The 26,680-nt window shown below is 73.1% G+C and carries 24 protein-coding genes; 15 read left to right on the top strand and 9 right to left on the bottom strand.

Annotated elements, in window-relative coordinates:
* The first annotated feature begins 130 nt into the window (after positions 1 to 130).
* A complete protein-coding gene (locus ACIP98_RS35410) occupies positions 131 to 862 on the top strand; it encodes a Tellurium resistance (protein WP_319662591.1) in 732 nt (243 codons plus the stop codon).
* A gap of 28 nt (positions 863 to 890) precedes the next feature.
* Here ACIP98_RS35410 and ACIP98_RS35405 read toward each other — a convergent pair whose 3' ends face one another.
* Positions 891 to 1,805 carry a TerD family protein gene (locus ACIP98_RS35405; RefSeq protein ID WP_319662590.1) on the bottom strand — a complete coding sequence of 305 codons (915 nt, stop codon included), beginning with the start codon at positions 1,803 to 1,805 and terminating at the stop codon, positions 891 to 893.
* 216 nt (positions 1,806 to 2,021) lie between these two features.
* On the opposite strand from ACIP98_RS35405, the gene ACIP98_RS35400 reads away from it, so the two are divergent.
* The 3 genes from ACIP98_RS35400 to ACIP98_RS35390 are packed head-to-tail and all read left to right on the top strand — an operon-like array spanning position 2,022 to position 6,462.
* Positions 2,022 to 3,188, top strand: a complete 1,167-nt coding sequence (locus ACIP98_RS35400) for an HpcH/HpaI aldolase/citrate lyase family protein (protein ID WP_401980133.1) — start codon at positions 2,022 to 2,024, stop codon at positions 3,186 to 3,188.
* 29 nt (positions 3,189 to 3,217) lie between these two features.
* The gene (locus ACIP98_RS35395; RefSeq protein ID WP_401980132.1) at positions 3,218 to 5,641 is read left to right on the top strand and encodes a phosphoribosyltransferase; all 2,424 of its coding nucleotides are present in this window, start codon (positions 3,218 to 3,220) and stop codon (positions 5,639 to 5,641) included.
* Complete coding sequence (locus ACIP98_RS35390) at positions 5,638 to 6,462, top strand: HAD family hydrolase (protein WP_319662587.1); 825 nt, start codon at positions 5,638 to 5,640, stop codon at positions 6,460 to 6,462. Before ACIP98_RS35395 ends, ACIP98_RS35390 begins: the two co-directional genes overlap by 4 nt.
* Here the strand turns inward: ACIP98_RS35390 and ACIP98_RS35385 are convergent.
* Complete coding sequence (locus ACIP98_RS35385; protein ID WP_319662586.1) at positions 6,443 to 7,078, bottom strand: nucleoside/nucleotide kinase family protein; 636 nt, start codon at positions 7,076 to 7,078, stop codon at positions 6,443 to 6,445. The two genes, ACIP98_RS35390 and ACIP98_RS35385, sit on opposite strands and share 20 nt — an antisense overlap.
* Positions 7,079 to 7,101: 23 nt before the next feature.
* Here ACIP98_RS35385 and ACIP98_RS35380 point away from each other — a divergent pair, with 23 nt between their 5' ends.
* From ACIP98_RS35380 to ACIP98_RS35370, 3 genes are all read left to right on the top strand, one after another.
* Positions 7,102 to 7,761, top strand: coding sequence for a class I SAM-dependent methyltransferase (locus ACIP98_RS35380; RefSeq protein WP_319662585.1), 660 nt, complete (start codon positions 7,102 to 7,104; stop codon positions 7,759 to 7,761).
* A 20-nt stretch (positions 7,762 to 7,781) separates the two neighbouring features.
* Positions 7,782 to 8,000, top strand: coding sequence for a zinc ribbon domain-containing protein (locus ACIP98_RS35375; RefSeq protein WP_319662584.1), 219 nt, complete (start codon positions 7,782 to 7,784; stop codon positions 7,998 to 8,000).
* A gap of 62 nt (positions 8,001 to 8,062) precedes the next feature.
* Positions 8,063 to 9,304 carry an aminoglycoside phosphotransferase family protein gene (locus ACIP98_RS35370; protein WP_401980127.1) on the top strand — a complete coding sequence of 414 codons (1,242 nt, stop codon included), beginning with the start codon at positions 8,063 to 8,065 and terminating at the stop codon, positions 9,302 to 9,304.
* Positions 9,305 to 9,916: 612 nt separating this feature from the next.
* Here the strand turns inward: ACIP98_RS35370 and ACIP98_RS35365 are convergent.
* The 5 genes from ACIP98_RS35365 to ACIP98_RS35345 all read right to left on the bottom strand — a co-directional run bounded on the left by ACIP98_RS35365 (position 9,917) and on the right by ACIP98_RS35345 (position 17,115).
* Positions 9,917 to 10,612 carry a type 1 glutamine amidotransferase domain-containing protein gene (locus ACIP98_RS35365; RefSeq protein ID WP_319662582.1) on the bottom strand — a complete coding sequence of 232 codons (696 nt, stop codon included), beginning with the start codon at positions 10,610 to 10,612 and terminating at the stop codon, positions 9,917 to 9,919.
* A 155-nt stretch (positions 10,613 to 10,767) separates the two neighbouring features.
* Positions 10,768 to 12,690, bottom strand: coding sequence for a multicopper oxidase family protein (locus ACIP98_RS35360; RefSeq protein ID WP_401980125.1), 1,923 nt, complete (start codon positions 12,688 to 12,690; stop codon positions 10,768 to 10,770).
* A gap of 672 nt (positions 12,691 to 13,362) precedes the next feature.
* Positions 13,363 to 14,607: a hypothetical protein gene (locus ACIP98_RS35355; RefSeq protein WP_319662579.1), complete on the bottom strand. Its 1,245-nt coding sequence runs from the start codon at positions 14,605 to 14,607 to the stop codon at positions 13,363 to 13,365.
* 89 nt (positions 14,608 to 14,696) lie between these two features.
* On the bottom strand, positions 14,697 to 15,473 hold the full coding sequence (locus ACIP98_RS35350; protein ID WP_401980122.1) for a DUF4097 family beta strand repeat-containing protein: 777 nt from the start codon (positions 15,471 to 15,473) through the stop codon (positions 14,697 to 14,699).
* A 220-nt stretch (positions 15,474 to 15,693) separates the two neighbouring features.
* Positions 15,694 to 17,115: a family 2B encapsulin nanocompartment shell protein gene (locus ACIP98_RS35345; protein ID WP_319662577.1), complete on the bottom strand. Its 1,422-nt coding sequence runs from the start codon at positions 17,113 to 17,115 to the stop codon at positions 15,694 to 15,696.
* 534 nt (positions 17,116 to 17,649) lie between these two features.
* Here ACIP98_RS35345 and ACIP98_RS35340 point away from each other — a divergent pair.
* Together ACIP98_RS35340 and ACIP98_RS35335 are read left to right on the top strand one after the other, a co-directional pair.
* Positions 17,650 to 18,321 (top strand): VTT domain-containing protein, encoded by a 672-nt coding sequence (locus tag ACIP98_RS35340; RefSeq protein WP_319662576.1) that lies wholly within the window; start codon positions 17,650 to 17,652, stop codon positions 18,319 to 18,321.
* A 106-nt stretch (positions 18,322 to 18,427) separates the two neighbouring features.
* Positions 18,428 to 19,057, top strand: coding sequence for a hypothetical protein (locus tag ACIP98_RS35335; protein ID WP_401980119.1), 630 nt, complete (start codon positions 18,428 to 18,430; stop codon positions 19,055 to 19,057).
* A 6-nt stretch (positions 19,058 to 19,063) separates the two neighbouring features.
* Here ACIP98_RS35335 and ACIP98_RS35330 read toward each other — a convergent pair whose 3' ends face one another.
* Positions 19,064 to 19,330, bottom strand: coding sequence for a DUF2087 domain-containing protein (locus tag ACIP98_RS35330; RefSeq protein WP_401980117.1), 267 nt, complete (start codon positions 19,328 to 19,330; stop codon positions 19,064 to 19,066).
* A gap of 97 nt (positions 19,331 to 19,427) precedes the next feature.
* Between ACIP98_RS35330 and ACIP98_RS35325 the strand changes: the two genes are divergently transcribed.
* A complete protein-coding gene (locus tag ACIP98_RS35325) occupies positions 19,428 to 19,748 on the top strand; it encodes an antibiotic biosynthesis monooxygenase (RefSeq protein ID WP_319662573.1) in 321 nt (106 codons plus the stop codon).
* A gap of 24 nt (positions 19,749 to 19,772) precedes the next feature.
* The gene (locus ACIP98_RS35320; protein ID WP_401980115.1) at positions 19,773 to 20,288 is read left to right on the top strand and encodes a hypothetical protein; all 516 of its coding nucleotides are present in this window, start codon (positions 19,773 to 19,775) and stop codon (positions 20,286 to 20,288) included.
* Here ACIP98_RS35320 and ACIP98_RS35315 read toward each other — a convergent pair whose 3' ends face one another.
* Positions 20,289 to 22,343, bottom strand: coding sequence for an MFS transporter (locus ACIP98_RS35315; RefSeq protein ID WP_401980112.1), 2,055 nt, complete (start codon positions 22,341 to 22,343; stop codon positions 20,289 to 20,291).
* Positions 22,344 to 22,526: 183 nt separating this feature from the next.
* Here ACIP98_RS35315 and ACIP98_RS35310 point away from each other — a divergent pair, with 183 nt between their 5' ends.
* The 4 genes from ACIP98_RS35310 (at position 22,527) to ACIP98_RS35295 (ending at position 26,644) form a co-directional block, all read left to right on the top strand.
* Positions 22,527 to 23,447 (top strand): peptidoglycan-binding domain-containing protein, encoded by a 921-nt coding sequence (locus tag ACIP98_RS35310; RefSeq protein ID WP_319662571.1) that lies wholly within the window; start codon positions 22,527 to 22,529, stop codon positions 23,445 to 23,447.
* Between the two features lie 98 nt (positions 23,448 to 23,545).
* Positions 23,546 to 24,058, top strand: coding sequence for a hypothetical protein (locus ACIP98_RS35305; RefSeq protein WP_401980137.1), 513 nt, complete (start codon positions 23,546 to 23,548; stop codon positions 24,056 to 24,058).
* 849 nt (positions 24,059 to 24,907) lie between these two features.
* Positions 24,908 to 25,858 (top strand): SDR family NAD(P)-dependent oxidoreductase, encoded by a 951-nt coding sequence (locus ACIP98_RS35300; protein WP_319662570.1) that lies wholly within the window; start codon positions 24,908 to 24,910, stop codon positions 25,856 to 25,858.
* A 126-nt stretch (positions 25,859 to 25,984) separates the two neighbouring features.
* The gene (locus ACIP98_RS35295; protein ID WP_319662569.1) at positions 25,985 to 26,644 is read left to right on the top strand and encodes an HAD-IA family hydrolase; all 660 of its coding nucleotides are present in this window, start codon (positions 25,985 to 25,987) and stop codon (positions 26,642 to 26,644) included.
* The last annotated feature ends 36 nt before the right edge of the window (positions 26,645 to 26,680 follow it).

Genomic DNA, 26,680 nt, shown 5'->3' with positions numbered 1-26,680 from the left:
CCGGGGCACCACAACCAAAAGCGGCTGGGGGGGGGGGGGTCCGCCCCCCGGCCCCCCCCGGGGGCGGGCCCCCCCCCCCCCCCCGGGGGGGGGGGGGGGGGCGCCACGTCAGGGGAGGGGCGGAGCCCACATGTGGAACTTTCTGCGGCCCAGCGGCGGCTTCAACGTGCAGTTCGACCTGGCGAACGCGCACACCATCGAGCTCACCCGGCGCCACCAGGTCGTCTCGCTCACCAAGCAGGGCGCGGCCGTCGGCAATCTGCGGATCAACCTGTCCTGGCAGATGCGCACCTCCGACACCGGCGGCTGGAACCAGCGCGGCGGCTCCTGGCTGAACCGCCAGATGCACCTGTTCCGGCCCGAGCCGGTGCAGGCGGCCGGACCCGCCATGGTCAACGTCGACCTCGACCTGGCCTGCATGTACGAACTCGCCGACGGCACCAAGGGCGTCGTCCAGCCGCTCGGCAACTTCCTCGGCGACCTGGACGCCCCCCCGTACATCCAGATGAGCGGGGACGACCGCTTCGGCGGCTCCTCGGGCGAGACGCTCTACATCAACCTCGACAAGCGCGACGAGCTCAAGCGCATGCTCGTCTTCGTCTACATCTACGACGGCACCCCGGCCTTCGACCGCACCCACGCCAAAGTCGAGATCTTCCCCAGCTCCGGGCCGCGCATCGAGATCCCGCTCAACGAGCGTGAGCCGCAGGCCCGGTCCTGCGCCGTGGTGCTCATCGAGAACAAGAAGGGCGACCTGACCGTGCGGCGCGAGGTCAAGTACGTCTACGGCTTCCAGGCCGAACTCGACCGGCTGTACGGCTGGGGGCTGCAGTGGGGCCGCGGCTACAAGAGCAAGGTGTGACGCCGGCCCGTCCGGCCGCGGCCCGCGGTCAGCGGCGCTCCTGGAACTGCGGGCCCTGCGGGGGCAGCGTGACGCCCTGCTGCGGCTGGGGATACCCGTAGGCGGGGCCGGGCGCGGCCGCGGTGGCAGCCGGCTGCTGCGGCGGGTAGCCGTAGGCCGGCGCCGGTGCGGTCGGCTGCTGCGGGTAGCCGTAGGCGGGGGCCGGCAGGGTCGGCTGGGGCTGCTGCGGGTAGCCGTAGGCGGGCTGAGCGGGCTGTGTGGCCGGGGCCGGGGCCTGCAGGGTGTAGGCCTCCGGTTCGGCGGTCACCGGGACCGTGGGCGGCACCGGCTGGGGCAGCGAGGTCACCTCGCCGTCCGGCCGCGGCTGCTGCGGCGGCGCCTCGACGAGGTCGCCCTCGTCCACGGCGATCCCGAACTCGGTGGCCAGACCCTCGAGGCCGGACACGTATCCCTGCCCCAGCGCGCGGAACTTCCACGCGCCGGAGCGCCGGTACAGCTCCCCGCAGATCAGCGCCGACTCGTCACCGGTGTCCGGCACGACGTCGAAGTACGCCAGCGGCTCGCCCTCGGAGCCGGCCGCGGCGGAGACGTCGTACAGCAGGACCCGCAGGTCCGAGACGAGCGCGAAGGGACCGCCGTCGGAGGAGGCCGCGATCACCACCCGCTCGACGCTCGCGTCGAGCGCGGACAGGTCCACCTCCACCGCGTCGGTCAGACCGGCCGGCTCGCTGCGCTTGGGCAGGTGCCGCGCCACGCCCGCCGGGTGCCGGGGCTGGTTGTAGAAGACGAAGTCCTCGTCCGAGCGCACCCGCCCGTCCGTCCCGACCAGCAGCGCCGACGCGTCGACGTCCGGTATTCCCGCGCCCGGGCTCCAGCGCAGTACCGCCCGTACGCCCGAAGCCGGCACGGGGATGTTCGAGCCCTTCACCATCGCCTGCGTCATGCCCGTCATCCTGCCCTCCCGGGGGCCGCGGTCACAACGCGGGGCACAACGGGACCCGCCCGCCACGGACCGGCCGACATCCTGCCGACGCGAGGGGGTTACCTGATTTTCATGCGTGACGGGAACGACCCGGGTGAGCCCACACGTACGATAATCGGCCACGGCGTCGGGGGACGCTTCCCGCCCCACCACCCACCACCTGCCACGGGGGAACGTATGCGCCACTTCGCGCACCTCGCGCCGGACGTACGGAACGAACTCTTCCACCGCGAGCCCGGCGAGTTCACCGCCGACTCGCCGGCCGCCACGCTCGCCGTCGCCCTGGGGGCCACGCTCTACAGTCCGGCGACCCGTCCGGGCCTGGCCGAGGACATACTCAAGCAGTCCGCCCGCGGCGTCGTCTCGATGGTGCTGTGCCTGGAGGACTCGATAGACGACCGCGAGGTCGTCGCGGGCGAGGAGAACCTGGTCCTCCAGTTCGGCGCGCTGGCCGCCCGCATCGGGGACGCCGACCCGCCCCTGCTCTTCATCCGCGTCCGCACCCCGGAGCAGATCACCGACCTGGTGCGGCGCCTGGGCGATACCGTGCGCCTGCTGTCCGGGTTCGTGCTCCCCAAGTTCACCGAGGAGACCGGCGTCCCCTTCCTGGAGGCGCTCGCCGCCGCCGAGGGCATGTGCGGCCGCCGCCTGTTCGCGATGCCGGTCCTGGAGTCGCCGCAGCTGCTGCACCTGGAGTCGCGCACCGAGACGCTGCACGGGATATCGCGGACCGTCGACAAGTACCGCGAACGCGTTCTCGCGCTGCGCCTGGGCGTCACCGACTTCTGCTCCACCTACGGACTGCGCCGCTCGCCGGACATGACCGCCTACGACGTCCGCATCGTGGCCTCCGTCATCGCCGACGTCGTCAACGTGCTCGGCCGCGCCGACGGCACCGGCTTCACGATCACCGGCCCGGTGTGGGAGTACTTCCGGCACTCCGAGCGCATGTTCAAGCCGCTGCTGCGGCAGAGCCCCTTCCTGCCCGAGGCCGTCGACCTGCGCGACGCCCTCATCCAGCGCGACATGGACGGCCTGCTCCGCGAGATCGAGCTCGACCGCACCAACGGACTGCAGGGCAAGACCTGCATCCACCCCTCGCACGTGCAGCCCGTGCACGCGCTGAACGTCGTCTCCCACGAGGAGTGGACCGACGCCGCGGACATCCTCCACGAGGACCGCAGCGGCGGCGGCGTCCTGCGATCGGCCTACACCAACAAGATGAACGAGGTGAAGCCGCACCGCGCCTGGGCCGAGCGCACCGTGCGGCGTGCCGAGGTCTTCGGCGTGGCGCGGGAGGAGACCAGTTTCGTGGAGCTCCTCGCCGCGTGCGTGCCGTCATGACCGGCACCCACCGGGAAAGGGCCGTCCCCATGGCAGCAGAGCCCGTCTGGTCCGGGCAGTGGGTCGCCGACCGCCTCGGCGTCGCCCTGCGCGGCGAGGGTCTGAGCGATCTGCTGGGCCTCGCCCTGCGGCGCAACCCCAAGCGCGCGCACCTGCTGGTGTCCAACGTGCTGGGCAAGCACGTCCCCCAGCGGCCCGAGGCCGTCTACGCGGCCGGGCACGGGCTCGGCCTGCGCGTGCGCGACCTGCTCGGCGCCGACGCGGCGGCGCGCGCGGTCGTGCTCGGCTACGCGGAGACCGCGACCGGCCTCGGCCACGCCGTCGCCGACGGCCTCGGCACCGCCCCCTACCTGCACTCCACCCGGCGCCCGGTGCCCGGCGTGACGCCGGTCGGCGGCTTCGAGGAGGAGCACAGCCACGCCACCTCCCACCTCCTGCTGCCCGAGGACCCCGCGCTGCTGGCCGGGGACGGACCGCTGGTCCTGGTCGACGACGAGTTCTCCACCGGGCGCACGGTGCTCAACACCGTCCGCGATCTGCACGCGCGCCACCCGCGGGACCGGTACGTGGTGGTGGCCCTGGTCGACATGCGCTCGCCCGCCGACCGGGAACGCCTCACCGCCGTCGCCGCCGAGCTGGGCGCCTCCGTCGACCTCGTCGCCCTCGCCTCGGGCGGGGTCGACCTCCCCGAGGACGTGCTGGAGCGGGGCCGGGCACTGGTCGCCGAGCACGACGCGGACGCCCCCGCCCCGCACCCGGCGCCGGACGGCGCCCGCCCGCTGCCGGAACGCGTAGCCCTGGACTGGCCGGCCGGCGTCCCCGACGGCGGCCGGCACGGCTTCACGCCCGCGCACCGCGCCCGCCTGGAGGCGGCCCTCCCGGCGATGGCCGCCGCTCTGGCGGCACGGGCGACGGGCACGGCGGCCGGCGGCCGGATCCTGGTGCTGGGCAACGAGGAGCTGATGTACGCCCCGCTGCGCCTCGCACAGGCCCTCCAGGACGGCCTGCCGGACGCGGAGGTCCGCTTCTCCACCACCACACGCTCGCCCGTGCTCGCGGTCGACGACCCCGGGTACGCGATCCGTACCCGGATCGTCTTCCCCGACCACGACGCGCCCGCCGACGGCCCCGGCGAGCGCTACGCGTACAACGTCGCCGGCGCCGGCTTCGACACGATCGTCGCGGTCGTGGACAGCGCGGGGGACACTCCCGCGCTGCACGCCCCGGACGGGCTGCTCGCGCGGCTCGCCGCACACACAGAAAGGCTGCTGCTCGCCGTGGTGCCTTCGTACGAACCCCGCACCTCCCCGGGGCTGCCGGAGCCGCTGCGCGGCCCCGCGTTCTCCTCCTACGCCCCCGAAGAGGTCGGCTGGTTGCTGAAGGACCTGTCGGACGTGGAGCTGGAGGCCCCGACCGAGGAGCGGGAGGAGGCCATCCAGAGCGGGGGCGCGCACTACGCGGAGTCGCTGCCCGAGGAGTACCAGCCGAGCGCGGAGTACCAGGAGCTGTTCCGGGCCGCCCTGGAGGAGTCCGCGGACCGGATCGCCCGCGCCGTCGGCGCCGTCACCGACCTGGTGCTCGCCGAGCGCGGCCCCGACGCGGTGCTGGTGTCGCTGGCCCGCGCGGGCACGCCCGTCGGCGTGCTGATGCGGCGCTGGGCCCGGCACGCCCACGGCCTGGACCTGCCGCACTACGCGGTCTCCATCGTGCGCGGCCGCGGCATCGACACCACCGCGCTGCGCTGGCTGGCCGAGCACCACGACCCGGCCCGGGTGGTCTTCGTGGACGGCTGGACCGGCAAGGGCGCGATCACCCGTGAACTGGCCGAGGCCGTCGCCCCCTACGGGGACTTCGACCCGGAGATCGCGGTGCTCGCCGACCCGGGGTCCTGCGTGCGCACCTACGGCACCCGGGACGACTTCCTCATCCCGTCCGCGTGCCTCAACTCCACGGTCTCCGGCCTGATCTCGCGCACCGTGCTGCGCTCCGACCTGATCGGCCCGGACGACTTCCACGGCGCGAAGTTCTACCGCGAGCTGGCCGGCTCGGACGTCTCCACGCTCTTCCTCGACGCGGTCGCCGCCCGCTTCGACGACGTGGCCGAGGACGTGGCCGGTGATCTCAAGGAGCTCCGGGCCGCCGACCGCACGCCCACCTGGGAGGGCTGGAAGGCCGTGGAGCGGATCAGCGAGGAGTACGGCATCGGGGACGTCAACCTGGTCAAGCCCGGCGTCGGCGAGACCACCCGGGTCCTGCTGCGGCGTGTGCCCTGGCGGGTGCTCGCCCGCCGCGGGGCAGGCGCGGACCTGGCCCACATCCGGCTGCTCGCCGAGCAGCGGGGCGTCCCGGTGGAGGAGGTGGACGACCTGCCGTACTCGTGCGTCGGGCTGATCCACCCGCGCTTCACCCGGGGCGCGACCGGTACCAACGGAAAGGCCGTGACGGCCCAGTGAAGCAGCGTCCGGACCAGCGCACGCTCGTCGCGAGCGACCTCGACCGCACCCTCGTCTACTCCCCGTCGGCGCTCACCCTGACCGTGCCCGACGAGGACGCGCCACGCCTGCTGTGCGTGGAGGTCCACGAGGGACGGCCGCTGTCCTTCATGACCGAGACCGCGGCCGGCCTGCTCCAGAAGCTCGCCGCGGTCGCCGAGTTCGTCCCCGCGACCACACGCACCCGCAAGCAGTACCGGCGGATCAACCTGCCCGGCCCCGTGCCGCGTTACGCGATCTGCGCCAACGGCGGGCACATCCTCGTCAAGGGCCACACCGACCACGACTGGAACGCCGAGATGCGCCGCCGCCTCGCGGAGGGGTGCGCGCCGCTCGACGAGGTGCGGGCCTACATGGCGCGCACCTCCGACGAGTCCTGGCTGCGCAAGGAGCGCGTCGCCGAGGACCTGTTCGTCTACCTCGTCGTCGAGCGGTCCGCGCTGCCCGAGAACTGGGTGAAGGAGCTCGCCGAGTGGGCCGAGGAGCGGGGCTGGACGGTGTCGCTGCAGGGCCGCAAGATCTACGCCGTGCCCCGGCCGCTCACCAAGTCCGCCGCCCTGGCCGAGGTCGTCCGGCGCACCGGCGCCGAGCACGTCCTGGCCGCCGGCGACTCCCTCCTGGACGCGGACCTGCTGCTCGCCGCGCACACCGGCTGGCGCCCGGGCCACGGCGAACTTGCCGACTCCGGCTGGACCGCCCCGCACATCGACGCGCTCACCCTGGCGGGCGCGGCGGCGGGCGAGGAGATCCTGCGCCGGATGCTCAGCGTGTCCCGTCGCTGATCCGCAGCACACGGGTGGCCGCGCTGCGCGTCGACTCGACGCGCAGCGCGTTCGGCCGCTCGCTGGCCTCGATGAAGGCGCGTGCCTCGGGCTCGGTGCGCCCTCCCGTCACATGCCGTAGGAGCAGCCGCTCCTCGCGCACCGCTTGGTCGGTCTCCAGGAACCACAGCTCGTCCAGCAGGTCCCGCACCTCGTGCCAGCCGGGGCCGTCGTCGGCGAGGTAGTTCCCCTCGGTCACCACCAGCCGGGCGCCGTCCGGCACCGCGATGCCCGCGGCCACCGGCTCGTCCAGCGCCCGGTCGAAGTCCGGCGCGTAGACCGTGCGGCCCTGCGCCGCGCGCAGCCGCCGCAGCAGATGGACGTAGCCGTCCACGTCGAAGGTCTCCGGCGCCCCCTTGCGCCCGCGCAGCCCCAGCCGGTCCAGCTGGGCGTTGGCCAGGTGGAAGCCGTCCATCGGGACGTGCACGGCCGTGTCCGCGCCGAGCCGCGCGTTCACCCCCTCCACCAGCGACCTGGCCAGGGTCGACTTGCCCGCGGCGGGAGCTCCGGCGACGCCCAGCAGCACCCGCCTTCCTGGCATGCTGGGCACCAAGGCGACGGCGTCATCCACGTACATGCCCGCCACCTTAAGGAGCAGCCGTGACCGAGACCAAGAATCCCCCGCTCACCCCCGAGCTCTACGCCTACGTACTGGACCACAACCCGCCCCTGGACCCCGTCCAGCGCGAGCTGGTCGAGATCACGCACGCCCGCTTCGGCGACGCGGCGGGGATGCAGTCCGCACAGGAGCAGGGACCGCTGCTGGCCTTCCTGGTCCGGCTGCTGGGCGCCCGGAACATCGTCGAGGTCGGCACCTTCACCGGCTTCTCCGCGCTCTCCATGGCGCAGGCCCTGCCCGCCGGGGGACGCCTGCTCGCCTGCGACGTCTCCGAGGAATGGACTGCCGTCGCCCGCGAGGCGTGGGCCAAGGCGGGGGTGGACGACCGCATCGACCTGCGGATCGCGCCCGCGCTCGACACCCTCCGGGCGCTGCCCCAGGAGCCCGCGATCGACCTCGTCTACCTGGACGCCGACAAGGAGAGCTACGTCGCCTACTGGGAGGAACTGCTGCCCCGCATGCGACCGGGCGCGGTCCTCGCGGCCGACAACACCCTGTTCCACGGCCTCGTGGCCGACCCCGCCGCGGGCGGCGCCGCGGCGGCCATCCGGCGGTTCAACGACCACGTCGCGGCCGACGCCCGCGTCGAGGCCCTGCTCCTGACGGTCGCCGACGGGCTGACCCTGGCGCGCAAGCGCTGAACCCTGGCTAACCTGTGCACATGCCCCGATACGAATACCGCTGCCGGTCCTGCGGCACCACCTTCGAGCTGAACCGGCCCATGGCCGAGTCCTCCTCCCCGGCGCAGTGCCCGTCCGGGCACGACGACACCGTCAAGCTGCTGTCGGCCGTCGCGGTCGGCGGCACCGCCTCCGCCGCGGGCGCCGCCACCGGCCCGTCCGGCGGCGGGGGTTGCTGCGGCGGCGGGTGCTGCGGCTGACGCACCGCGGCGGCGCCCGATAACCGCTCGCGGGCACGGCTCCCGGGCGGGACACTGCCCGCGTGACGGAACAGCAGGAAACAGGGCGCACGGTCGACGTCGTGGTGACGTACGACGGGGAACGGCTCGGGACGACCGGTCCCTTCCCCGTCGTACGGCCGTGGTGGTCCGACGTCACGGAGGTCGTGGCGCATCTGGAGGCGCTGCTGGGCGTGCCGGTGGTCGTGCTCCGGCTGCTACGCGTCCACGGCGGCGAGGGCGGCCGCGACGGGGCGGTGACCTACCACGCGGAGGCACTGCGCAGGCCCCGCGAGGGCGCGCTCCGCGAGGACACGGCCGGGCCGGGCACCGACGGCCTCCTGGCACCCGCGGACCTGCGCGCCGACTGGGCGACGACGACCGGCCTGTGGGATGCCCTGACGTGGGCGTTCGGCGAGCTGGGCGGCGGCACGGCCGAGCAGGTCAGGACGTGGAACCTGTCCGGGCTGTTCCGCATGGCGCCGCAGGACGGCCGCACGGTGTGGCTGAAGACGACCAGCCCCCGCTTCAACGCCTGCGAGGCCACCGTCATCCGCCTCTTCGCCGCCGGGGACCGGGAGTTCGTACCGGACGTGGTGGCGGCCGACACGCCGCGGCGGCGGGTGCTGCTCGGCCACGTGGACGGCAAGGACTGCTACGGGGCCGACCCGGACGTCGCGAGCGCCGCCGTGCGGCGCCTGGCGGCCGCCCAGGCCGCCATCGCCTCCCCGACGCCTCCGCCGGGCCTGCGGGACCGCACACCGGCCACCCTGCCGGGCCTGATCGACCGGCTGCTCGACGGCGAGGCCGGCCGCGACCTCACCGCGCGGGAGGCCGCCGGGGCACGCCGGCTGACGGCGCGGCTGCCCGCGTCGATCGCCGAACTCGACGCCTGCGGGCTCCCGCACACCGTCGTGCACGGCGACTTCCATCCGGGGAACTGGCGCAGCGACGGACGGCGCATCGTGATGGTGGACTTCGCCGACAGCCACTTCGGCCACCCGGTGCTCGACGGCCTGCGGCCGCGCGACTTCCTGGACGACCGCAGCTGGGAGCACGCGGCCGACGCCTGGGTCCAGGCCTGGTCGCACCTGGTGCCCGGATCCGATCCGCGCCGTGCGCTCGCCGTCGGCGCACCGCTGGCGCATCTGCTGTACGCCGTGCGCTACCAGGAGTTCCTGGACAACATCGAGCGGAGCGAGCGGGTTTACCACGAGGGCGATCCGGTCGGCGAGATCCGCGCTGCGCTGGCCGCCTGGGCCTCTTCCCCGCCCGCCCTCCCGTGAAGTCACGCACCCCGGCGCGCGTGTCGTGGGGGCCGGGTGCGGTGCCGCCGGGGCTGCACGTCCTGACTGGGATATTTACGCGCCTTTCCCGCACCTGCTCATCCCGTCCCTGCGCACATCCACCCTCCCCCAGCCTCCGGCCGGGGGTGCCCCCACCTCCCCCGCCCCTCCGTGGTTCCATGCGCCTGATCCCCGGTGGGGGATGAAGCGGTCCGGGTGACCGCAGTTGCCCGAATCCCCCCGGTGTGTGGGCGGTGACGGCTGCGCCCTTGGACAGCGTTGCGCCAACGGTGGCCCAAGCACGGTGCCGTCAATACCCCCCACCGGGGATCAGGCGCATGACGAAACGGAGGGGGCGGGGGAGTTGGGGGCACCCCCGGCCGGAGGCTGGGGGAGGGTGGGCGTTCTGGACTGTGGAGCATATGTGGGTGCATGACCCGGGGTGATCAGTTGAGAGCGCCCGAGGCACCTAAATGTGCTGTCCAGAATGGCCGGCCCCGGAGGCCCCGCACCCGGCCCCCACGAAACGCGCGTCGGGGCGCCCAGACTTCACGGGGCACACGGGAGGGCGGGCGGGGAAAGCTCACGCGAGAGGCGCGGCACCGCCGACCCTCACTTGAGGACTTCCAGCAGCCGGTCCGCCAGGACCCCGGCGGAGTGCGGATTCTGGCCGGTCACCAGATTGCGGTCCTCGACCATGTACGGCTCCCAGATCGGGCCCCGGCTGAACTCGACGCCGACCTTCTCCTTCAGCTCCGTCTCCAGCAGCCACGGCGCCCGGGGGGCCAGGCCGACCCCCTCCTCCTCCTCGTTGGTGAAGCCGGTGACCCGGTAGCCCTTGAAGGGCGATTCGCCATGGATGCGGGTGGCCAGTATCGAGGCGGGCGCGTGGCACACGATGAAGAGCGGTTTGCCCGAGGCGAGTTGCGCCGTCAGCAGCCGGCCGACGTCGGCGTCCCACGCGAGGTCCGCCATGGGGCCGTGGCCGCCCGGCAGGTACACCGCGTCGTAGTCCTCCAGGCGGACGTTCGACAGCGCCAGCGGCCGCCGCATCACCTCCGCGGAACGGATGATCGCCTCGAGTTCCAGGGCGCCGTCCTCACCGCCCGCCATGGAGGGGCGCAGGCTCATCATGTCGACGTTCGGTACGACACCGCCCGGCGTCGCCACGACCACCGCGTGACCGGCTTCCGTGACCTTCTTGTACGGCACGGCGAACTCTTCGGCCCAGTACCCGGTCGCGTACCTGGTCCCGTCCTTGAGCACCCAGTACGTCGCACCACTCACGATGAACAGCACCGTCGCCATCAGGTCCACCTCCGTGCCTCGGTCATCCGATCCACAACAAAAGCGTAGGTACCCGGCGAAACGTGCGCATGTGGGGGACGGCGAGGGCTTCCGGAGCCCGGGGCGGCTCCGCTCGACGCGGTACCGCCCCGGGGTGTCCCTCCGCCGGTGCCGGGCTACATCTTCATGCCCTTCATGTCGCGCTCCGTTCCCCCGTTCATGGCCATGATCATGTGGTGGATGTCGTGCACGGCCGACGGCATGATCACGAAGGGGCGCATCATGCCCTCGTCCTCGTGGTCGAGGAGGTGGCAGTGGTACATCACCTTGCCGGTCTGGTTCGCCAGTCGCCCGGCGACCGTGACGAGGGTGTTGGCGTTGACCGTGATGGTGTCCTTCCAGCCGGACTCCTCCGGTGCTACCGGCACGGGCCCGCCCACGGTCAGGGGCCGCCTGGTCTGCGCCGAGGCGAAGTCCATCCCGGAGGTGTCGATGCTCCGGCGGTCGATCACCTGGAAGTTCATCAGGTGGATGTGCATCGGGTGGTAGATGGGAACGCCGGCCGGCGCGGCGCTGATGAAGTGCCACTTCTCCCAGGTTCCGGAGGCCGCGAAGAACGTGGTCGTGTCCTCGAACATGGTGCCGGTGCGGCGCAGTGTCCGCGTACCGCCGGGCATGTCGACGGTGACGATGCCGGAGCCCGGCGCCGTGCCGGCGGGTACCTCCTGCATCTCCCAGATCTGCGGCATGGCGCCGGTCCTGTCGAAGCCGAGAATGACGAAGCGCTCGGTGGCGTCCTTGGGTACGTCGGCGGGGCCGAGCCTCCGGAACGAGGCTGACAACGTTGTCGGCATCCGGAGCGGCGCGTGGCGCTGCTTCTCTACACGGAACTGCATGACCTCGGGGTAGGGGATCATGAAGTCCGGCAGGGCGGCGCCGGGCGTCTGGCCCTCGACGGTGTTGACGAGCGTGAGTTTCCTGCCGGGGTGGGCGGCGAAGTCGATGACGACGTCCGCGCGTTCCGCGGGTGACAGGGACAGGGCCTCGTCGATGGTCTGCGGCTTGCCGAGCAGGCCCAAGTCGGTACCGATGAGCTTCATGACGCCGCGGACGGGCTTGCCGGTCTCCTCGTCGACGACGACCAGGCGGTAGATGCGGGCACCGGAGACGTTCACCAGCCGGAGGCGGTAGGCGCGGGCCTCGACGTCCAGGTGGGGCCACACGACTCCGTTGACCATGGTGAACGGGGCGAGCGAGGCCAGCGACGGCGGTATCGAGCCCGGCATGGGCATCGCGCCGCCGCCCACGATGCGCTTGGCGAGGATCTGCCCGTTGAGCCGGCCCTGGGCGTCCGTGTCGAAGTTGGCGTCCTGGATCGTGAGGGGGATCTCGTGCTTGCCGCGGGGCAGGCCGAGCCGGTCCTCCTCAGCGTCGCGCACGATGTAGTTGCCGATGAGACCTGCCGTGACGTTGAGCGAGGTCACCGCCATGGCGTGGTCGTGGTAGAAGAGGTGCGTCGCCGCCTGGTCGTTGGCGTACTCGGCCAACTGGGAACTGCCGGAGGCGACTCCGTACTCGGCGGCCCCGTCATTGAGGGCGTTCTGGTGACCGCCGTGCACATGGACGGTGGTCCAGGCGGTGAGCCGGTCGACCTCGGGACGCGGGGTGCTCCCCAGGGAACCGGGGCGGTTGTACGGGAGCAGGCCGGGCCCGGGGCCCTCGGGCTGCACCCACACGGCCTTGACCGGTGTCGTGCCTCTGAGCTTGTTGTTCCAGGCGACGCGGACCTGGTCCCCGCCGCGCACCTCGACGGTCGGGCCGGGGAAATGGCCCGCGTAGGTCCACATCCGCGTGCGCGGCATCTGGGAGTGCAGCCGTACCTGCGATTCGACCAGGTCGATCTCCGTGATCCGGTGGCCCTTCGCGCGCAGCGTCGGCGGCACGCGGAGCGGGTCGCGGAACGGCTTCAGCGTGGTGAACGTCGGCTCGTTGACGCCCTCCAGCGCGTCGGCCGCCTCCGCCCTGCTCTGGAAGGCGCCGGTGGCACCGAGGACTCCCGTGCCGGCCACGGCCACGGCTGCGGCCGTGGCCCCGGCCATACCGAGAACGGTCCGCCTGCTGGTCGATGACATGAAGGTGTTCATCCTGTTCTGGGTTCTGGTCAGTGAGGGGACGCGGCGCCGGAGAGGGTGCGCCGGCGGACCGGGGGCGAGGGGGGAGCCGCGCGCGAGGGCGCGTCAGATGGTCTCCCCGACGTGGTGGGCAAGAGGTCGCCGGTTCGCTGTGCTCGGCGCCCGCGGACTCGCAGTGGGATCGCCACTGGAGGTCACGCCCCCGAAGGTGGGCAAGGTGCGTCCTCAGCCCAATGCTTGCTGGGTCAATCAAGTAGAACATTGGACTATTTGTACCTGCAAGTAGTCTGATAGCCACTCAAACTGCGGCAGGCACGCCGGTGACGTGCTCCGTTCGTCCACGTCACCGCGGTGCGGGCGACGATCCGCGGGCACTGCGCCCGTTGCCCCGGCGCCTCCCGGCCCGGCCCGACGAGTCACGGCGGGAAGGCCACCCCCGTGGGCGGGCGGACGACCGCACACCCCGCCCACCGCCACCGCGGTGCGCGGAACCACCCTCTACATCACCGACGCCGGCGTGCAGGAACCCCCTCACGCACAGGTGCAGAGCGCGCGGATCACCCCCGCGGGCCGCGTCGCACCACCGTTTCCCGACCGGCACACGTGTGGTCGCCGCCGGCCAGGGCCGGTGGCTCGGGTCTAGCCCCGGCCGCCCGCGCGGTCCTCGCGGATCGCCGTGACGACATGGGCGGCGGCATCGCGCACGGCCGCCATTTCCTGGAGGAAGTGCCACCAGTCGGGGTGGCGGCCCTCCAGCCCGGCGACCGCGCGGTCGAGGCGGCCGACGGCGTCGTCGAGCGGGCGCGCGTGCCGCGGCTCCGGGGTCGAGCGTCCCTGCATGGCCAGGCGCTGGGCGTCGCGCAGGGCGAAGCGGGTGCGGTCGATCTCGCCCTGGGGGTCCTTGCTGACCTCGTTGAGCCGGCGCAGCCGGTCCCCGGCCGCGGAGACGGCGCCGTCGGCGTCGTCGAGCTGCGCCCGTACGGTCGCCAGGAGCGCCGTGGCGTCCGGCCAGCGCTGTTCCTCGCGGGCCTTGCCGGCCTCCACCAGTTTCTGCTCGGCGCGCCCGACCGCCTCGGCGGCCCGCTGCGGGACCTGCTGGAGGTCCTCCCAGCAGGCCATGGAGAACCGCCGCCGCAGCTCACTGAGGACCGGTGTGACACCCTCGCTGCGGGTGGCCAGCGCCTGCGTACGGGTGCGCAGCGAGACAAGGCGCTTGTCGATCTCGCGGGCCCGCTCGGGGAGCCGTTCGGCCTCGGCGCGGATCCCCTCCGCCGTGCGCAGGACCTCGTCGGCGCGGCGGATGGTCTCCTGGACGCCGTGCCGGCCGGCGCCCTGGTTGAGCTTGGTCAGCTCCGGGCCGAGTGCGGCGAGCCGGGCGGCCAGGTCGTCCGCGCGCAGCCCTGACGCGCGTACCGCGTCAAGGGCGTTGGAGGCGGCCAGCAGGGCCTGCCGGGCGCGCTCGACCGCGGGGGCGAGCCGGGCGAGCTGGGTCTCGGCCTTCTCCAGCAGGGGCGTCAGGTTCCGGGCGAAGGTGTCCAGGTCGGTCCTGGCGCGGGTCAGCTCGTCCTTGGCGCGGGTCAGCTCGGTGCGCGCACGGGCCGCGGTCGAGGCGTCCAGCTCGTCATGGTCGAGGTCGTAGGCGTCGACGGCGGCGATGTAGCCGGCGCTGACCTGGTCGATGCGCTCGCCCAGCGCCCGGAAGTCCGCGACGGCGCGGCGCGCGGCCGGGGTGTCGTCCACCGCGGTGACCGTCTCTATGGAGATCACGAGGTCGCGCTGGGCCGTATCCAGTTCGTAGAAAGCCTGCGCGGCGGCGTCCTTCGCGGCCTGGGCGTCGGCGCGCAGATTGTCCCCGCGCCGCCACCACGAGCGTGCCGTCGTCACAGTCGCCCTCTCCCGCAGGTCCGCCGCCGGTGGTTGTCCGCTCCAGTCTCCCACCCGGCAGGGACGAATACACGGGCCGGTCGGTTGCGTCAGCCGGCGTCCGCCTCGACGACGTTCACCGATCCGTCGGACGTGCGGACCGTGACGGTGCGCGGGCTGCGGTCGTCGCGCGGCACGGCGACGCGCACATGCCCGTCGCCGGAGCTCGCGCTCACCTGGTAACCCTGCTTGGGCAGGGCCACCCGCACGGAACCGTCACCGCTGCGGGCCTCGACGCTGTCGGGGGCCCGCACGAACGCCAGCGTCAGCGAGCCGTCCGAGGTGTGCGCGGTGACCCGGCGGGAGCCCAGGCCCGTCGCCTCGATCCGGCCGTCGCCGCTGGACAGCTCCAGGGGGCCGGTCACGTCGCTGACCCGGACCGAGCCGTCCTTGGTGGTGAGCGTGAGCGGGGTGGTGAAGCCGCTGGCCTCCACGCGGCCGTCCCCGTTGGTCACCGTCACGGTCACACCGCGCGGCACCAGCACCTCGTGCCGGGCGGAGCAGTCCTGCATCACGCCCTGGCAGGCGACCCGGAACTTCAGGGTGTGGCCGTCCATCGACCAGGTGGCCTTCGGGGTGTCGCCGAGCACGGACCAGCCGTCGAACCAGCGGGTGACCTCGACGTCGTGGACGTCGGCGGGCCTGACCACGACCGAGCTGTCCGCGGCGTCGATGGTCAGCCGGGTGCCGTCCAGCGCGAAGTCGCGCTTTTCGGGCCGGGTGTCGTCGGAGGAGTCCGCGCAGGCGGAGACCGTCATGGCGAGGGCCACCGCACCGGCGGCGGTCAGGGTCCTGAGAATGCGCTTGCCGTTCGTCGTGTCCGTCATGTCAAGGACGGTACGGAGAGCGCCGCGGAGCCGGAATCAGGCCGCCCACCGGATGCGGGGTGGGGCAAACCCCCCGCTTGGCGCGGGGGTCAACGGCCGTGCTCGCGGCGGACGGTGGGCCGCGTGGGGCCGCCGTCCGCCGCGAGCACGCGCCGCCGCTCCCGGGGGCCGCGGTCGCGCGGTCCCCGGACGCGGGTCGGGCCGGGCCGGCCGGGGCGTGCTACTCCCCGCGGCGGGCGATCTCGACGTTCTCCAGCACGCCGAGGGCGTCGGGGACCAGGACGGCCGCCGAGTAGTAGGCGCTGACGAGGTAGGAGATGATCGCCTTCTCGTCGATGCCCATGAAGCGGACGGACAGGCCCGGCTCGTACTCGTCCGGAAGTCCCGTCTGGTGCAGGCCGATCACGCCCTGGTTGTCCTCGCCGGTGCGCAGCACCAGGATCGAGGTGGTGTTCTCCTTCGTGATCGGGATCTTGTTGCACGGCAGGATCGGCAGGCCGCGCCAGGAGGGGACGTGGTTGCCGTGCAGGTCGACGGTGTGCGGCACGAGGCCGCGGCTGTTGAACTCGCGGCCGATGGCGGCGATGGCCCGCGGGTGCGCCAGCAGGTACTGGGCGCCGCGGCGGCGGCTGATCAGCTCGTCGAGGTCGTCGGGGGTGGGCGGTCCGGCGTGGGTGGTGATGCGCTGGCGGTAGTCGGCGTTGTTCAGGAGGCCGAACTCGCGGTTGTTGATCAGTTCGTGCTCCTGGCGCTCGCGCAGCGCCTCGATGGTGAGCTTCAACTGCTGCTCGACCTGGTTGTAGGGCTGGTTGTACAGGTCGGCGACGCGGCTGTGCACCCGCAGCACGGTCTGGGCGACGCTCAACTCGTACTCGCGCGGCGAGAGTTCGTAGTCCACGAAGGTGCCGGGCAGCTCGTGCTCCCCGATGTGGCCGGAGGCGAGGGCGATCGCCTTCTCGCCGTACTTGTTCTGCGCCTGCTGGGTGCCGCTGACGAATCCGGCGACGTGCTCGCGCAGTCCGTCGGACTGCTGCATCAGGGCCTGGAAGGCCTGGCGCGGCAGGGCGAGGGCGGTCACCGTGGTGGCGGCCTTGGCGGTGTAGTCCCAGGTGGCGTCGGCGGCGGCCAGCCCCTCGGAGCCGAAGTGGTCGCCGTCGGCGATGGTGCCGACCACGCCCTGGCCGTCCCATTTGGTGGGCGCCAGCTTGTTGATCTTTCCGTGGGCGACCAGGAAGACGTGGTCGGCCGGTTGCCCCGCGGAGACGATCACCTCCCCGGGCGCGAACTCCCGTTGCTCGAACTGACCGGCCAGCGCCGCGAGCACGGCGCCGTCGTCGAATCCGCGCAGCAGGGGCAGTTCGCCGAGCTCCGCGGGGATCACCCGCACCTGGGAGCCGGTCTGGACGAAGTCGACGCGCCCGTCACCCACCGAGTAGCTCAGTCGCCGGTTGACCCGGTACGCGCCGCCCGCCGCCTGGACCCACGGCAGTACCTTCAGCAGCCAGCGCGAGGTGATTCCCTGCATCTGCGGCGCGGATTTGGTGGTCGTCGCCAAATTCCGCGCCGCAGCGGTGCTCAGACTCTGCTGAGACTGGCCGTTCTCTGTCGCCGACTCCGACGCGACACCCGGCTCAACCGTCATGAATGGTCCTTCCCTTGCGGCCTCGTGGCCCACGCGCTCAAATGCGTGGTTAATGCAATCAATTCACCGTGAAACGACGTTCGCTGTGGGAGCCCCCCTGCCCTCGGCCGCTGTCCTCACGGAAGCTACCCAGGGGACGGAGCGGCCTGCACTCACTCGTATGGATGAGAATCCGGAATGAGCGACTTGGGTAGATCCGAGGGCTTCCGTTCTTCCGTCGGCTCACGTGTGCCGAATCGTGACCATGGGCGGGGGTCTGCCGGGCGGCGATGCATCGGCTGAGGTCACGGCCTCGCGGTGAGCGCGCGGAATGGTGCGATCGCAGGGTGATCCAGGTGACTCCCCGGTAATTCGCGTGCTATTCCCCAACCTCGCCATCGATGATGAGGAAAACGTCACGCGCCCCCGAGGGGATCCTCGGAGCGTCTCTGGCGTACGCTGTACGGCTGAGGGCGGGTCGCAGAAGAACCGCTTCTGCGCGAGACCGCCACACACCCCGGAGGGCGCCGCGCACCAGAGGGGAGAGGAGGCACGGTGCTGACCGGAGCGGGCTCGCTGTTCGACTCACCGTGGATCTACGCCCTGGTCGCCGCGTCCATCGTGCTCGACGTCTTCGTGCCTGTGATGCCCAGTGGCGTCCTGCTCATCTCGGCCGCCACGGCCGGCACCACCGCCGGAGGCGCCAGCGGCATCCTCGACGTGGTCGTCCTGCTGCTGTGCGCCGCCACCGCCTCGACCCTCGGCGACCTGGCCGCGTACCGGCTGGCCTGGCGCGGCGGGGACTGGCTCGACCACCGGGTCGCCAACTCCCGCCGGCTGTCCTCCGCCCAGGAGGTCCTCGGTGCGGTCCTGGCCCGTGGCGGCGGCGCGCTCGTCGTGCTGGCCCGCTTCGCACCGGCCGGCCGCTCCGTGGTCAGCCTCACCGCCGGCGCCTCGCACCGCAGGGTCCGCGAGTTCCTGCCCTGGTCCGCGCTGGCCAGCCTGGTGTGGGCCGCGTACAGCGTCGGTCTCGGCTACGCGGGCGGCCACTGGCTCGGCGCCGGCTGGCTCGGCACCGCCACCTCCGCCGTCGCCCTGATCGGCTCCGGCTCGATCGCGGCCTACGTCTTCCAGCGCGAGCGCCGCACCCATTCCGTCGTGCCCGTCTCCCTGCCCGTCCAGGCCACGGCCACCCCCGACCGGGCGGCGGTGGCGGAGGCCCGCTGAGGCCCCGTCCGCCGATGGCGGCCCCCTGGCACCCGTGCAAACATCATTACGGGCATCGCCGGTGCCGGGGGCGGCAGCAGCACGGACGCACGGACGGAGGCCCCGGATGCGACTCGGGCCCCTCAACGGCCTCGTGGCCGTGATCCTCGCCGCCATCGCCTTCGCCCTCCAGGGCGCCACACCCCGTGTCGGCAGCTCCGGCTTCACGGTCCGGCTCTTCTACACCGAGCACGACACCGCCCAGGGCATCGGCCTGTACCTGCTCCTGGTCGCCGGGATCTTCCTGGTCTTCTTCGCCGGGAGCCTGCGCCACGCCCTGGCCAGGACCGACCGCTCCGGCTGGCTGCCCGACATCGCCCTCGTCGGGGGCGCGCTCGCGGCCCTCGGCTTCTGGATCAGCGCCGGGCTCACCCTCTGCCTCATCGAGGCGGCGGGCGAGCAGATCGTCGGCGGCGGCGCGCTGCAGGCGCTCAACGTGCTCAGCGGCGACCTGTTCATGCCGTTCCTCGGCGGGGTCGGCGTGATGCTGCTGGCGGCCGGGCTCAGCACGGCCCGGTCCTCCGGGCCGCTGCCGCACTGGCTGGGGTGGATCGCCTTCGTCCTCGGCGTGCTGATGTTCGTCCCGTTCGCCGGCTTCATCGGCCTGGGCCTGGCCGGCCTGTGGATCATCGCCGTCAGCGTCTGGCTCGCCGGCTTGCCCGGGCGGCGCAGGCCGCAGGCCGAACAGACCCGCTGACGTGCCCTAGCGGATCCTGCGGTAGGCCGTGCCGTCCGCCGACCGTTCCAGCCAGCCGTCGTCGACGAGGTACCGCCGCAGGGCCGCACAGTCGTCGTGCACCGTGCGCAGCACCTCGTTGACCTCCCTCTCGTCATAGACCACGCCGGGCCGGAACAACGTCTCGGCCAGGTGCCGCAGCACCTGCTCGCGGCGCGCCGCGCGACGGGGGACGACGGTCAGCCGTCCGTCGCGGAACAGGGCCGACACGGCGTGCGCACCGGTCTCGGACACGACACTCTCCTTCGTACGGACGATTCACCGACCGCTGCGCAGCCTGACACGCCCGCCCCGGCCCCGGCACCTGAATTCCGGCTGGCACGATGGGGACATGAGCATCGTGAAGATCAACGCCCTGACCGTCCCGGCGGAGCAGCGCGAGGTCCTGGAGAAGCGCTTCGCCGCCCGCGCCGGCGCCGTGGAGAACTCCGACGGCTTCGAGTGGTTCGAGCTCCTGCGCCCCCTGGAGGGCACCGACCAGTACCTGGTCTACACGCGCTGGCGCAGTGAGGAGGACTTCAAGAACTGGATGTCCGGCTCCATGCGCGAGGCCCACCAGGGCGGCGGCGAGGGCCGCCCGCAGCCCGCGGCGACCGGTTCGACGCTGTGGTCCTTCGAGGTCGTCCAGCAGGCCGCCCCCAAGCAGGCCTGAAGGGCGCCGGGCGGGCGTGAGCCGGTGAGCGCGTCGTCGGTCCGGCCGCTGCTCTACCTGGACGTGGACGGGCCGCTCAACCCGTACGCGGCGAAGCCGACCCGCCGGCCGGACGGGTACACGACGCTGCGCGTGCCCCCGGTCGGCGTGGCGACGGGGCCGCTGCGGGTGTGGCTCAACCCGGCGCACGGCCCCGCGCTGCTCGCCCTCGGCTACGAACTGTGCTGGGCGACCACGTGGATGGCGGAGGCGAACACCTGGATCGGCCCGGTCCTCGGGCTGCCCCGGCTGCCGTACGTCGACTTCACCGACGTGCTGTTCGCCCACCGGCCGGACCTCGTGCACTGGAAGACGGCGACGCTCGTGGCGCACGCCGCCGGACGCCCGTTCGCCTGGGTGGACGACGAGCAGAGCCCGGCGGACACGGCGTACGTGGCCGCCCACCACCCCTCGCCGGCGCTGCTGCACCACGTCGATCCCCGGATCGGCCTGCGCGGGAGCGACTTCGCCGCGCTGGCCGGCTTCGCGAACGGCGGGTAGCTACGCGGCCCGGTCCGGGCCGTGCCCGGGGCGGTCCTGGTCCTGGCCGCACAGCTCGCCGGTCAGCCGGGTGAGCAGGGCCGCCAGGTCCTCGTGGCGTTCGGGGTCCCAGTCGCCGAGCAGGTCGGCGAGGAGCTTGCGGCGGGCCTCCGTCAGCAGCGCGGCGACCTCCTGGCCCCGTTCGGTGAGGACCAGCGGGTCGCCCTCGCGCACCGCGTACCCGCGCTCCTCGACCTCGCGGGCGGCGCGGTCGATGACCTCCGCCGGGACGGTCGTCTGGCGCGCCAGGTCCGCGGGGTCGGCGCTGCGGGCCCGGGCCAGGTAGAGCAGCAGCCAGCCGGAGGCGGGGTGCAGGTCGAGCCCGGCCAGCCGGATGATGCGGATGTACAGGTCGCGGCCGGCCTGGCGGCCGCCGAGAACGCTCAGGCAGCGGGCGATCTCGTCGAGCGAGGAACGGCTCACGGGATTGGTGCCGATGGTCTCGCTGGCGTCGGGCACGGTGACCGACCGCCGCAGCGGCTCCTCCTTGAGGAACCAGGCCAGCACGAAGGCGACCGCGCACACCGGCACCGCCCACAGGAAGACACCGGTGATGGCGGTGGAGTACGCGTGCAGCACCGGCCCGCGCAGGTCGGCCGGGAGCGCGGAGACCCCGCGCGGGTCGGCCTGCACGACCGCGGGGTCGAAGCCGGGCGGCAGCGTACGGCCGGAGAGCGCGTCGGTGATCCCGCGGGCCAGGCTGGTGGTGAAGATCGTGCCGAAGATGGAGACGCCGAACGACGCGCCGATGGAGCGGAAGAAGGTCGCGCCCGAGGTCGCGGTGCCCAGGTCCTCGTAGCCGACGGCGTTCTGCACGGCGAGGATCAGCACCTGCATCACCAGGCCCAGCCCCAGCCCGAACACCAGCAGGAAGGTGCTCAGCACCCAGACCTCGGTGTACTCGTCGAGCCGGTGCAGCAGGAACAGCCCGACGATGGTGACGGCGGTCCCGCAGATCGGGAAGACCTTGTAGTGCCCGGTGCGCGAGACGATCTGGCCGGAGCCCGTGGAGGCCACCAGCATGCCGACCACCATCGGGATCATGTGCACACCGGACCAGGTCGGCGAGTAGCCGTGCACGACCTGGAGGAAGGTCGGCAGGAAGGTCAGCGCGCCGAACATGGCGAAGCCGACGACGAAGGAGATCACCGAGCAGAGCCAGAAGGTGCGGATCCGGAACAGCCGCGGCGGCAGCACCGGTTCCTGCGCCTGCCGCTCGACAGCCACGAACACCGCGACGAGCAGCACGCCGAGCACGGCGAGCCCGATGATCCGCCACGAGTCCCAGGCCCAGGTGGTGCCGCCCAGCGAGGTCACCAGCACCAGGCAGGTCGCGGCGGCCGCCACCACCGCCATGCCCCAGTAGTCGATGCGGTGCGAGGTGCGGCGGACCGGGATGTGCAGCACGGTGGCGATCACGGCGAGCGCGACCAGGCCGATCGGCAGGTTGACGTAGAACACCCAGCGCCAGCTGAGGGTGTCCACGAACAGTCCGCCGAGCAGCGGCCCGAGCACGCTGCTGGCGCCGAACACCGCGCCGAAGACGCCCTGGTAGCGCCCGCGTTCACGGGGCGGGACGATGTCGCCGACGATCGCCATCGACAGCGCGATCAGGCCGCCGCCGCCCAGGCCCTGCAGCGCGCGGAAGGTGATCAGCTCGCCCATGCTGCGGGACAGGCCGCACAGCGCCGAGCCGATCAGGAAGATCACGATGACGGCCTGGAAGAGCTTCTTCCGGCCGTACATGTCACCGAGCTTGCCCCACAAGGGGGTCGCCGCGGTCGACGCCAGCAGGTAGGCGGTCACCACCCAGGACAGATGGTCCAGCCCGCTGAGGTCGCTGACGATGGTGGGCAGCGCCGTGGACACGATCGTCTGGTCCAGGGCGGCCAGCAGCAGGCCGAGGGCGAGCGCGCCGATGGCCAGGCGCACGGCCCGCCGGTCGCCGATCTCGACGGGGCCGGCCGGGGCCGGTTCCCCGGTGGCCTTGGTGTCCTCGATGTCGTCCCGCGCCATGTCGCTCCGCTCGGGCACCGGGGTGCCCGGTACCGCCTGCCCGTCACTTCTTCACGAAGATTCACACCCATTCCACATCATGCGCGCGGTTTGTACGACCGGCGGAGCCGGAGGCGGCTGCGCGGCCGTGGCGGCCTGTCTGCATAATCACTGCCACTGTCGGGACGTCGGGAGGGGGCGCCGGTGGCGTCGCAGGGGCCGGGATCTCCGGAGGACGAGTACGAGTACGAGTCGCTGCGCGTGCGGCCGTACGTTCCGGGGCCCGATCCCGGCGAGCCCGGCGGGGAGCCGGCACCACTGCCCAGGGCGCTGCGCGACGCCGACCAGGAAGCCGCCGCGGCGGACGTCGACTTCATCGACCTCGGCACGGTCTCGTCCGCCGACCGGCTGCCCGTGCCGGTCTCGCGGGCCTCGCGCGAAGTGGAACCGTACATACCGGTGGGCGCTGCCGGGACCGCCGCGGCCGCTCCCGCCGGGCGGGCCCGTCGCCGCCGGGCCGCCGGGCCGCGCCGCGCCGCGGTGATCGCGGGCGCCGCGGGTGCCGCGGTCGTCCTCGCGGTCGGTGCCGTCCTGCTGACCGCGCACCTGACGCGGGTCCCGGACCGCACCGAGGCCGTCCCGGACCGCGGCGCCTCCGAGCCCGCGCTCGAACTGCCGCCGAGCGCCCGGCCGACCGCCGCGGCCAGCCCGTCGGCGTCCGCCTCCCCGAGCGAGCGCCCGTCCACCCTGGCCTCGGGCAAGGGGCTGAGCTCGGCCACCGCCTACTACCCGGGCGTCACCGCGACACCGTCCGCGTCGCACGCCCCGGCCTCCGCCCCCGCCTCCGTGTCCGCCCCGCCCACCGCCGCGACGTCCAAGCCCCCCACCAGCGCGCCCCCCGCCGCCCCCGCCACGCTCCGGCCCGGCGACAGCGGACCCGAGGTCGTCGAGCTCCAGGACCGCCTCCGCAAGGCCGGCCTGTACTACCGCGACTCCGACGGCCAGTACGACCAGGGCGTGAGCCGCGCGGTCTCCCGCTTCCAGTACTTCCACCACGTCACGGGCGACCCTGACGGTGTCTACGGCCCGAACACCCGCAAGGCCCTGGAGGAGGCGACCGCGTAGCCCCGCCGCGCCTCCCGGCGTGCGGGGCTGGCAGGATCTGTCCCGTGGCGATCGACGACTTCGGACCGGTGGGCTTCCAGCTCGTGCTGCTGCGCCGGATGGCCGACCACCGGCCCGAGCTGGTCGAGGAGGCGCTGCGCACGCTCGGCGTGAGCCGCACCGACATGCGGGAGGCCAACCGCCGCTGGCAGGCCTGGGGCCACGCCCGCGGCTTCCCGCGCGGCGAGCGGCGCTACCGCGCCGTGCTCGGCGCGCCCGAAGCCGTCGCCCAGCGCCGCGTCGGCGACCTGCTCTGCCCCGCCTCCCTGTGGCCCGTGCCGCTCTGGCCGACGCTCCGCTTCGAGGTGCTGTGCGCGCCCGGCGGCGGCGCGGTCTGGAACGAGTGGCTGGTGCGCGCCCCGGGGGAGACGGGCCCGCGGCCCGCGACGGCCGACGAGATCGAACCGTGGTCCTGCACGGTCGACGAACTGGCGCACGCGTTCTCGCCGGCGACGCCGCTCGAGGGGGATGCGCCGACGCGGTGGCGGCTGGCGTTCACGGATCCCCTTGACGGGGGGACGCGGATCGCCCACTTCACGTATGGCCTGTTCCAGTCCGTGGACCGCGTGTAGTTTTTTCCCGCCCTCCCGCCCGTGTGCCCTGTGAAGTCACGCGCCCCGGCGCGCGTGTCGTAGGGGCCGGGGTCGGGGCCTCCGGGGCTGCACGTCCTGGACTGGGATATTTACGCGCGTTTCCAGCACCTGCTCATCCCGTCCCTGCCCGGATGGTGCGCACAAATATCCCGCAGCGTCCAGAACATCCACCCCTCCGACCCCGCCCCCTCCGTGAGCTGTCGCGCCTGATCCCCGGTGGGGGGTATGGAGGCGGTCCGGGGTGACCGTGGTTGCCTGACTCCGCCCTTTCGGCTTGCCGCGAGATGGGCTGGCCCCGCGGTCCGCGCCGGTGGGGGGGATGAAGCGGTCCGGGTGACCCCGGTCGCCTCACTCTTGCCCCCGCGGCTTGCCGCGCGATGGCGGGCCCCGCGGACTGCGTTGCGCCAACGGTGGCCCGAGCGCGGTGCCGTCTCCACCACCCTCCGGGGACAGGCGCGACAACTTACGGAGGGGGCGGGGGAGTTGGGGGCACCTCCGGCCGGAGGCTGGGGGAGGGTGGGTGTTCTGGACTGTGGAGCATATGTGGGTGCATGACCCGGGGTGATCAGTTGAGGGTGCGTGAGGCACCTAAATGTGCTGTCCAGAATGGCCGGCCCCGGAGGCCCCGCACCCGGCCCCCACGAAACGCGCGCCGGGGTGACTGACCGCGCCGGGCTGGGGGAGGGCGGGCGGGCGGGGAAAAACCGCGCCAAGGGGGAACTGGCAGGGCCCCGTTACGGCGCCCACCGCAAGGAACCCCCTGGTTGCCTGGAGAGCGTCGCCGGGGCGTGCAGGACGCCCCTCGCGCATCGAGGAAAGGCACCCCCCATGACTGGAACACCCCGTATCACCACGCCCTTCGACGGCAGTTCGACCGCCGCCGAGGTCGTCGCCGGCGTCGACCTGACCGGCCGCCGTGCCGTCGTCACGGGCGCAGCCTCCGGCATCGGCGTCGAGACCGCCCGCGCGCTGGCCGGGGCCGGCGCGGAGGTGACGCTGGCGGTGCGTGACACCGCGGCGGGCGAGCGGGCGGCGGAGGACATCCGCGCGTCGGCGGCCCCCGGCGCGCGGGTGCACGTGGCGCACCTGGACCTGGCCGACCTCCCGTCGGTCGCGGCGTTCACCTCCGCGTGGTCGGGGCCGCTGCACCTGCTGGTCAACAACGCGGGCGTGATGATGACTCCCGAGACCCGTACGCCGTCCGGCTGGGAGCTGCAGTTCGCGACCAACCACTACGGCCACTTCGCGCTGGCGACCGGGCTCCACCCGGCACTGGCGTCGGCCCGCGGCGCGCGGGTGGTCGCGTTGAGTTCCATCGCTCACCTGCGCTCCGGTGTGGACTTCGAGGATCCGCACTTCCTGCGGCAGGCGTACGACCCGTCCGTCGCGTACGCCCGTTCCAAGACGGCCAACGCGCTCTTCGCCGTCGAGGCGCAGCGGCGCTGGGCGGACGACGGGATCACCGTCAACGCCGTGCACCCCGGCGCGATCCTGGAGACGGGGCTGAGCCGCCACATGAGCAAGGAGGCCCTGGACGGCGCGGTCGCGAACGGGGGCTATACCTTCAAGACCCGCGAGCAGGGCGCGGCGACGTCCGTCCTGGTCGCGACCTGGCCGGCGCTCGACGGGGTGGGTGGCCGCTACTTCGAGGACGCCAACGAGGCGCTGCCGCACCGGCCGGGTGTGCACGGCGGGGTCGCGGCGCACGCCCTGGACCCGGAGGCGGCCGCGAGGCTGTGGGAGATGTCGGCGGACGCGGTCCTGCCGGCGCGTACCTGACGCGGAGCGAGGGGCCCCCTGGCGCGATGCCCGCACGGTTTTGTATCGTGTAGGAACAAAGTGGTTCCGCCCGTTTCCCCTGACCGGCGGGCGGGCCACTTGTCCTGTTCTTCCGAGGGAGCCCCCATGTCGTCGTCCACCGCCGTCCCCGCCCGCGCGCTGCTGCTGGACATGGACGGGACGCTGGTGAACTCCGACGCGGTCGTCGAACGCTGCTGGCGCCGCTGGGCCGCGGAGCACGGCCTGGAGGGCGACGCCGTGATGCGGGTGGTCCACGGCCGCCAGGGCTACGCCACGATGGCCGTGCTCCTCCCGGAGCGTCCCATGGCGGAGAACTTCGCCGACAACAAGCGCCTGCTGGCCGAGGAGACCGCCGACGTGGACGGCGTCGTGCCGATCGCCGGTGCCCCCGCCTTCATGGCCGCGCTGCGGGATCTGCCGCACGCCCTGGTCACCTCGGCGGACGACGCCCTGGCCCGCGCCCGCATGGGTGCCGCGCGGCTGCCGCTGCCCGACGTGATGATCACCGCCGAGAGCGTCAGCGCCAGCAAGCCGGACCCCGAGGGCTTCCTCAAGGGCGCCGCGGAGCTCGGCTTCGGCCCGGAGGACTGCGTGGTCTTCGAGGACTCGGAGGTCGGAATCGCCGCCGCCAAGGCCGCCGGCATGCGCGTGGTCGGCGTCGGCCCGCGTGCCGCCGCGCACGCGCCCACCGTGCACGTGGACTCCTTGGAGCAGGTGCGCGTCGAGACCGCCCCGGAGGGCGGTCTCGTCCTGCGCATCGGCTGACGTCCGGCGAGACGCGGCCGGAATACCTGCGTGTGA

The organism is Streptomyces sp. NPDC088354, from assembly GCF_044753585.1.
Lineage (GTDB): Bacteria > Actinomycetota > Actinomycetes > Streptomycetales > Streptomycetaceae > Actinacidiphila.
This window is presented reverse-complemented; position numbering and strand designations above follow the sequence as displayed.

Excerpts from the sequence above, each read along its gene's own strand:
- ACIP98_RS35405 (WP_319662590.1), bottom strand. The coding sequence starts at position 1,805 with ATGACGCAGGCGATGGTGAAGGGCTCGAACATCCCCGTGCCGGCTTCG.
- ACIP98_RS35410 (WP_319662591.1), top strand. The coding sequence starts at position 131 with ATGTGGAACTTTCTGCGGCCCAGCGGCGGCTTCAACGTGCAGTTCGAC.
- ACIP98_RS35385 (WP_319662586.1), bottom strand. The coding sequence starts at position 7,078 with ATGTACGTGGATGACGCCGTCGCCTTGGTGCCCAGCATGCCAGGAAGG.
- ACIP98_RS35335 (WP_401980119.1), top strand. The coding sequence starts at position 18,428 with ATGCGACTCGGGCCCCTCAACGGCCTCGTGGCCGTGATCCTCGCCGCC.
- ACIP98_RS35345 (WP_319662577.1), bottom strand. The coding sequence starts at position 17,115 with ATGACGGTTGAGCCGGGTGTCGCGTCGGAGTCGGCGACAGAGAACGGC.
- ACIP98_RS35375 (WP_319662584.1), top strand. The coding sequence starts at position 7,782 with ATGCCCCGATACGAATACCGCTGCCGGTCCTGCGGCACCACCTTCGAG.
- ACIP98_RS35395 (WP_401980132.1), top strand. The coding sequence starts at position 3,218 with ATGGCAGCAGAGCCCGTCTGGTCCGGGCAGTGGGTCGCCGACCGCCTC.
- ACIP98_RS35315 (WP_401980112.1), bottom strand. The coding sequence starts at position 22,343 with ATGGCGCGGGACGACATCGAGGACACCAAGGCCACCGGGGAACCGGCC.
- ACIP98_RS35295 (WP_319662569.1), top strand. The coding sequence starts at position 25,985 with ATGTCGTCGTCCACCGCCGTCCCCGCCCGCGCGCTGCTGCTGGACATG.
- ACIP98_RS35400 (WP_401980133.1), top strand. The coding sequence starts at position 2,022 with ATGCGCCACTTCGCGCACCTCGCGCCGGACGTACGGAACGAACTCTTC.
- ACIP98_RS35365 (WP_319662582.1), bottom strand. The coding sequence starts at position 10,612 with ATGGCGACGGTGCTGTTCATCGTGAGTGGTGCGACGTACTGGGTGCTC.
- ACIP98_RS35325 (WP_319662573.1), top strand. The coding sequence starts at position 19,428 with ATGAGCATCGTGAAGATCAACGCCCTGACCGTCCCGGCGGAGCAGCGC.
- ACIP98_RS35350 (WP_401980122.1), bottom strand. The coding sequence starts at position 15,473 with ATGACGGACACGACGAACGGCAAGCGCATTCTCAGGACCCTGACCGCC.
- ACIP98_RS35300 (WP_319662570.1), top strand. The coding sequence starts at position 24,908 with ATGACTGGAACACCCCGTATCACCACGCCCTTCGACGGCAGTTCGACC.
- ACIP98_RS35360 (WP_401980125.1), bottom strand. The coding sequence starts at position 12,690 with ATGGCCGGGGCCACGGCCGCAGCCGTGGCCGTGGCCGGCACGGGAGTC.
- ACIP98_RS35305 (WP_401980137.1), top strand. The coding sequence starts at position 23,546 with ATGGCCGACCACCGGCCCGAGCTGGTCGAGGAGGCGCTGCGCACGCTC.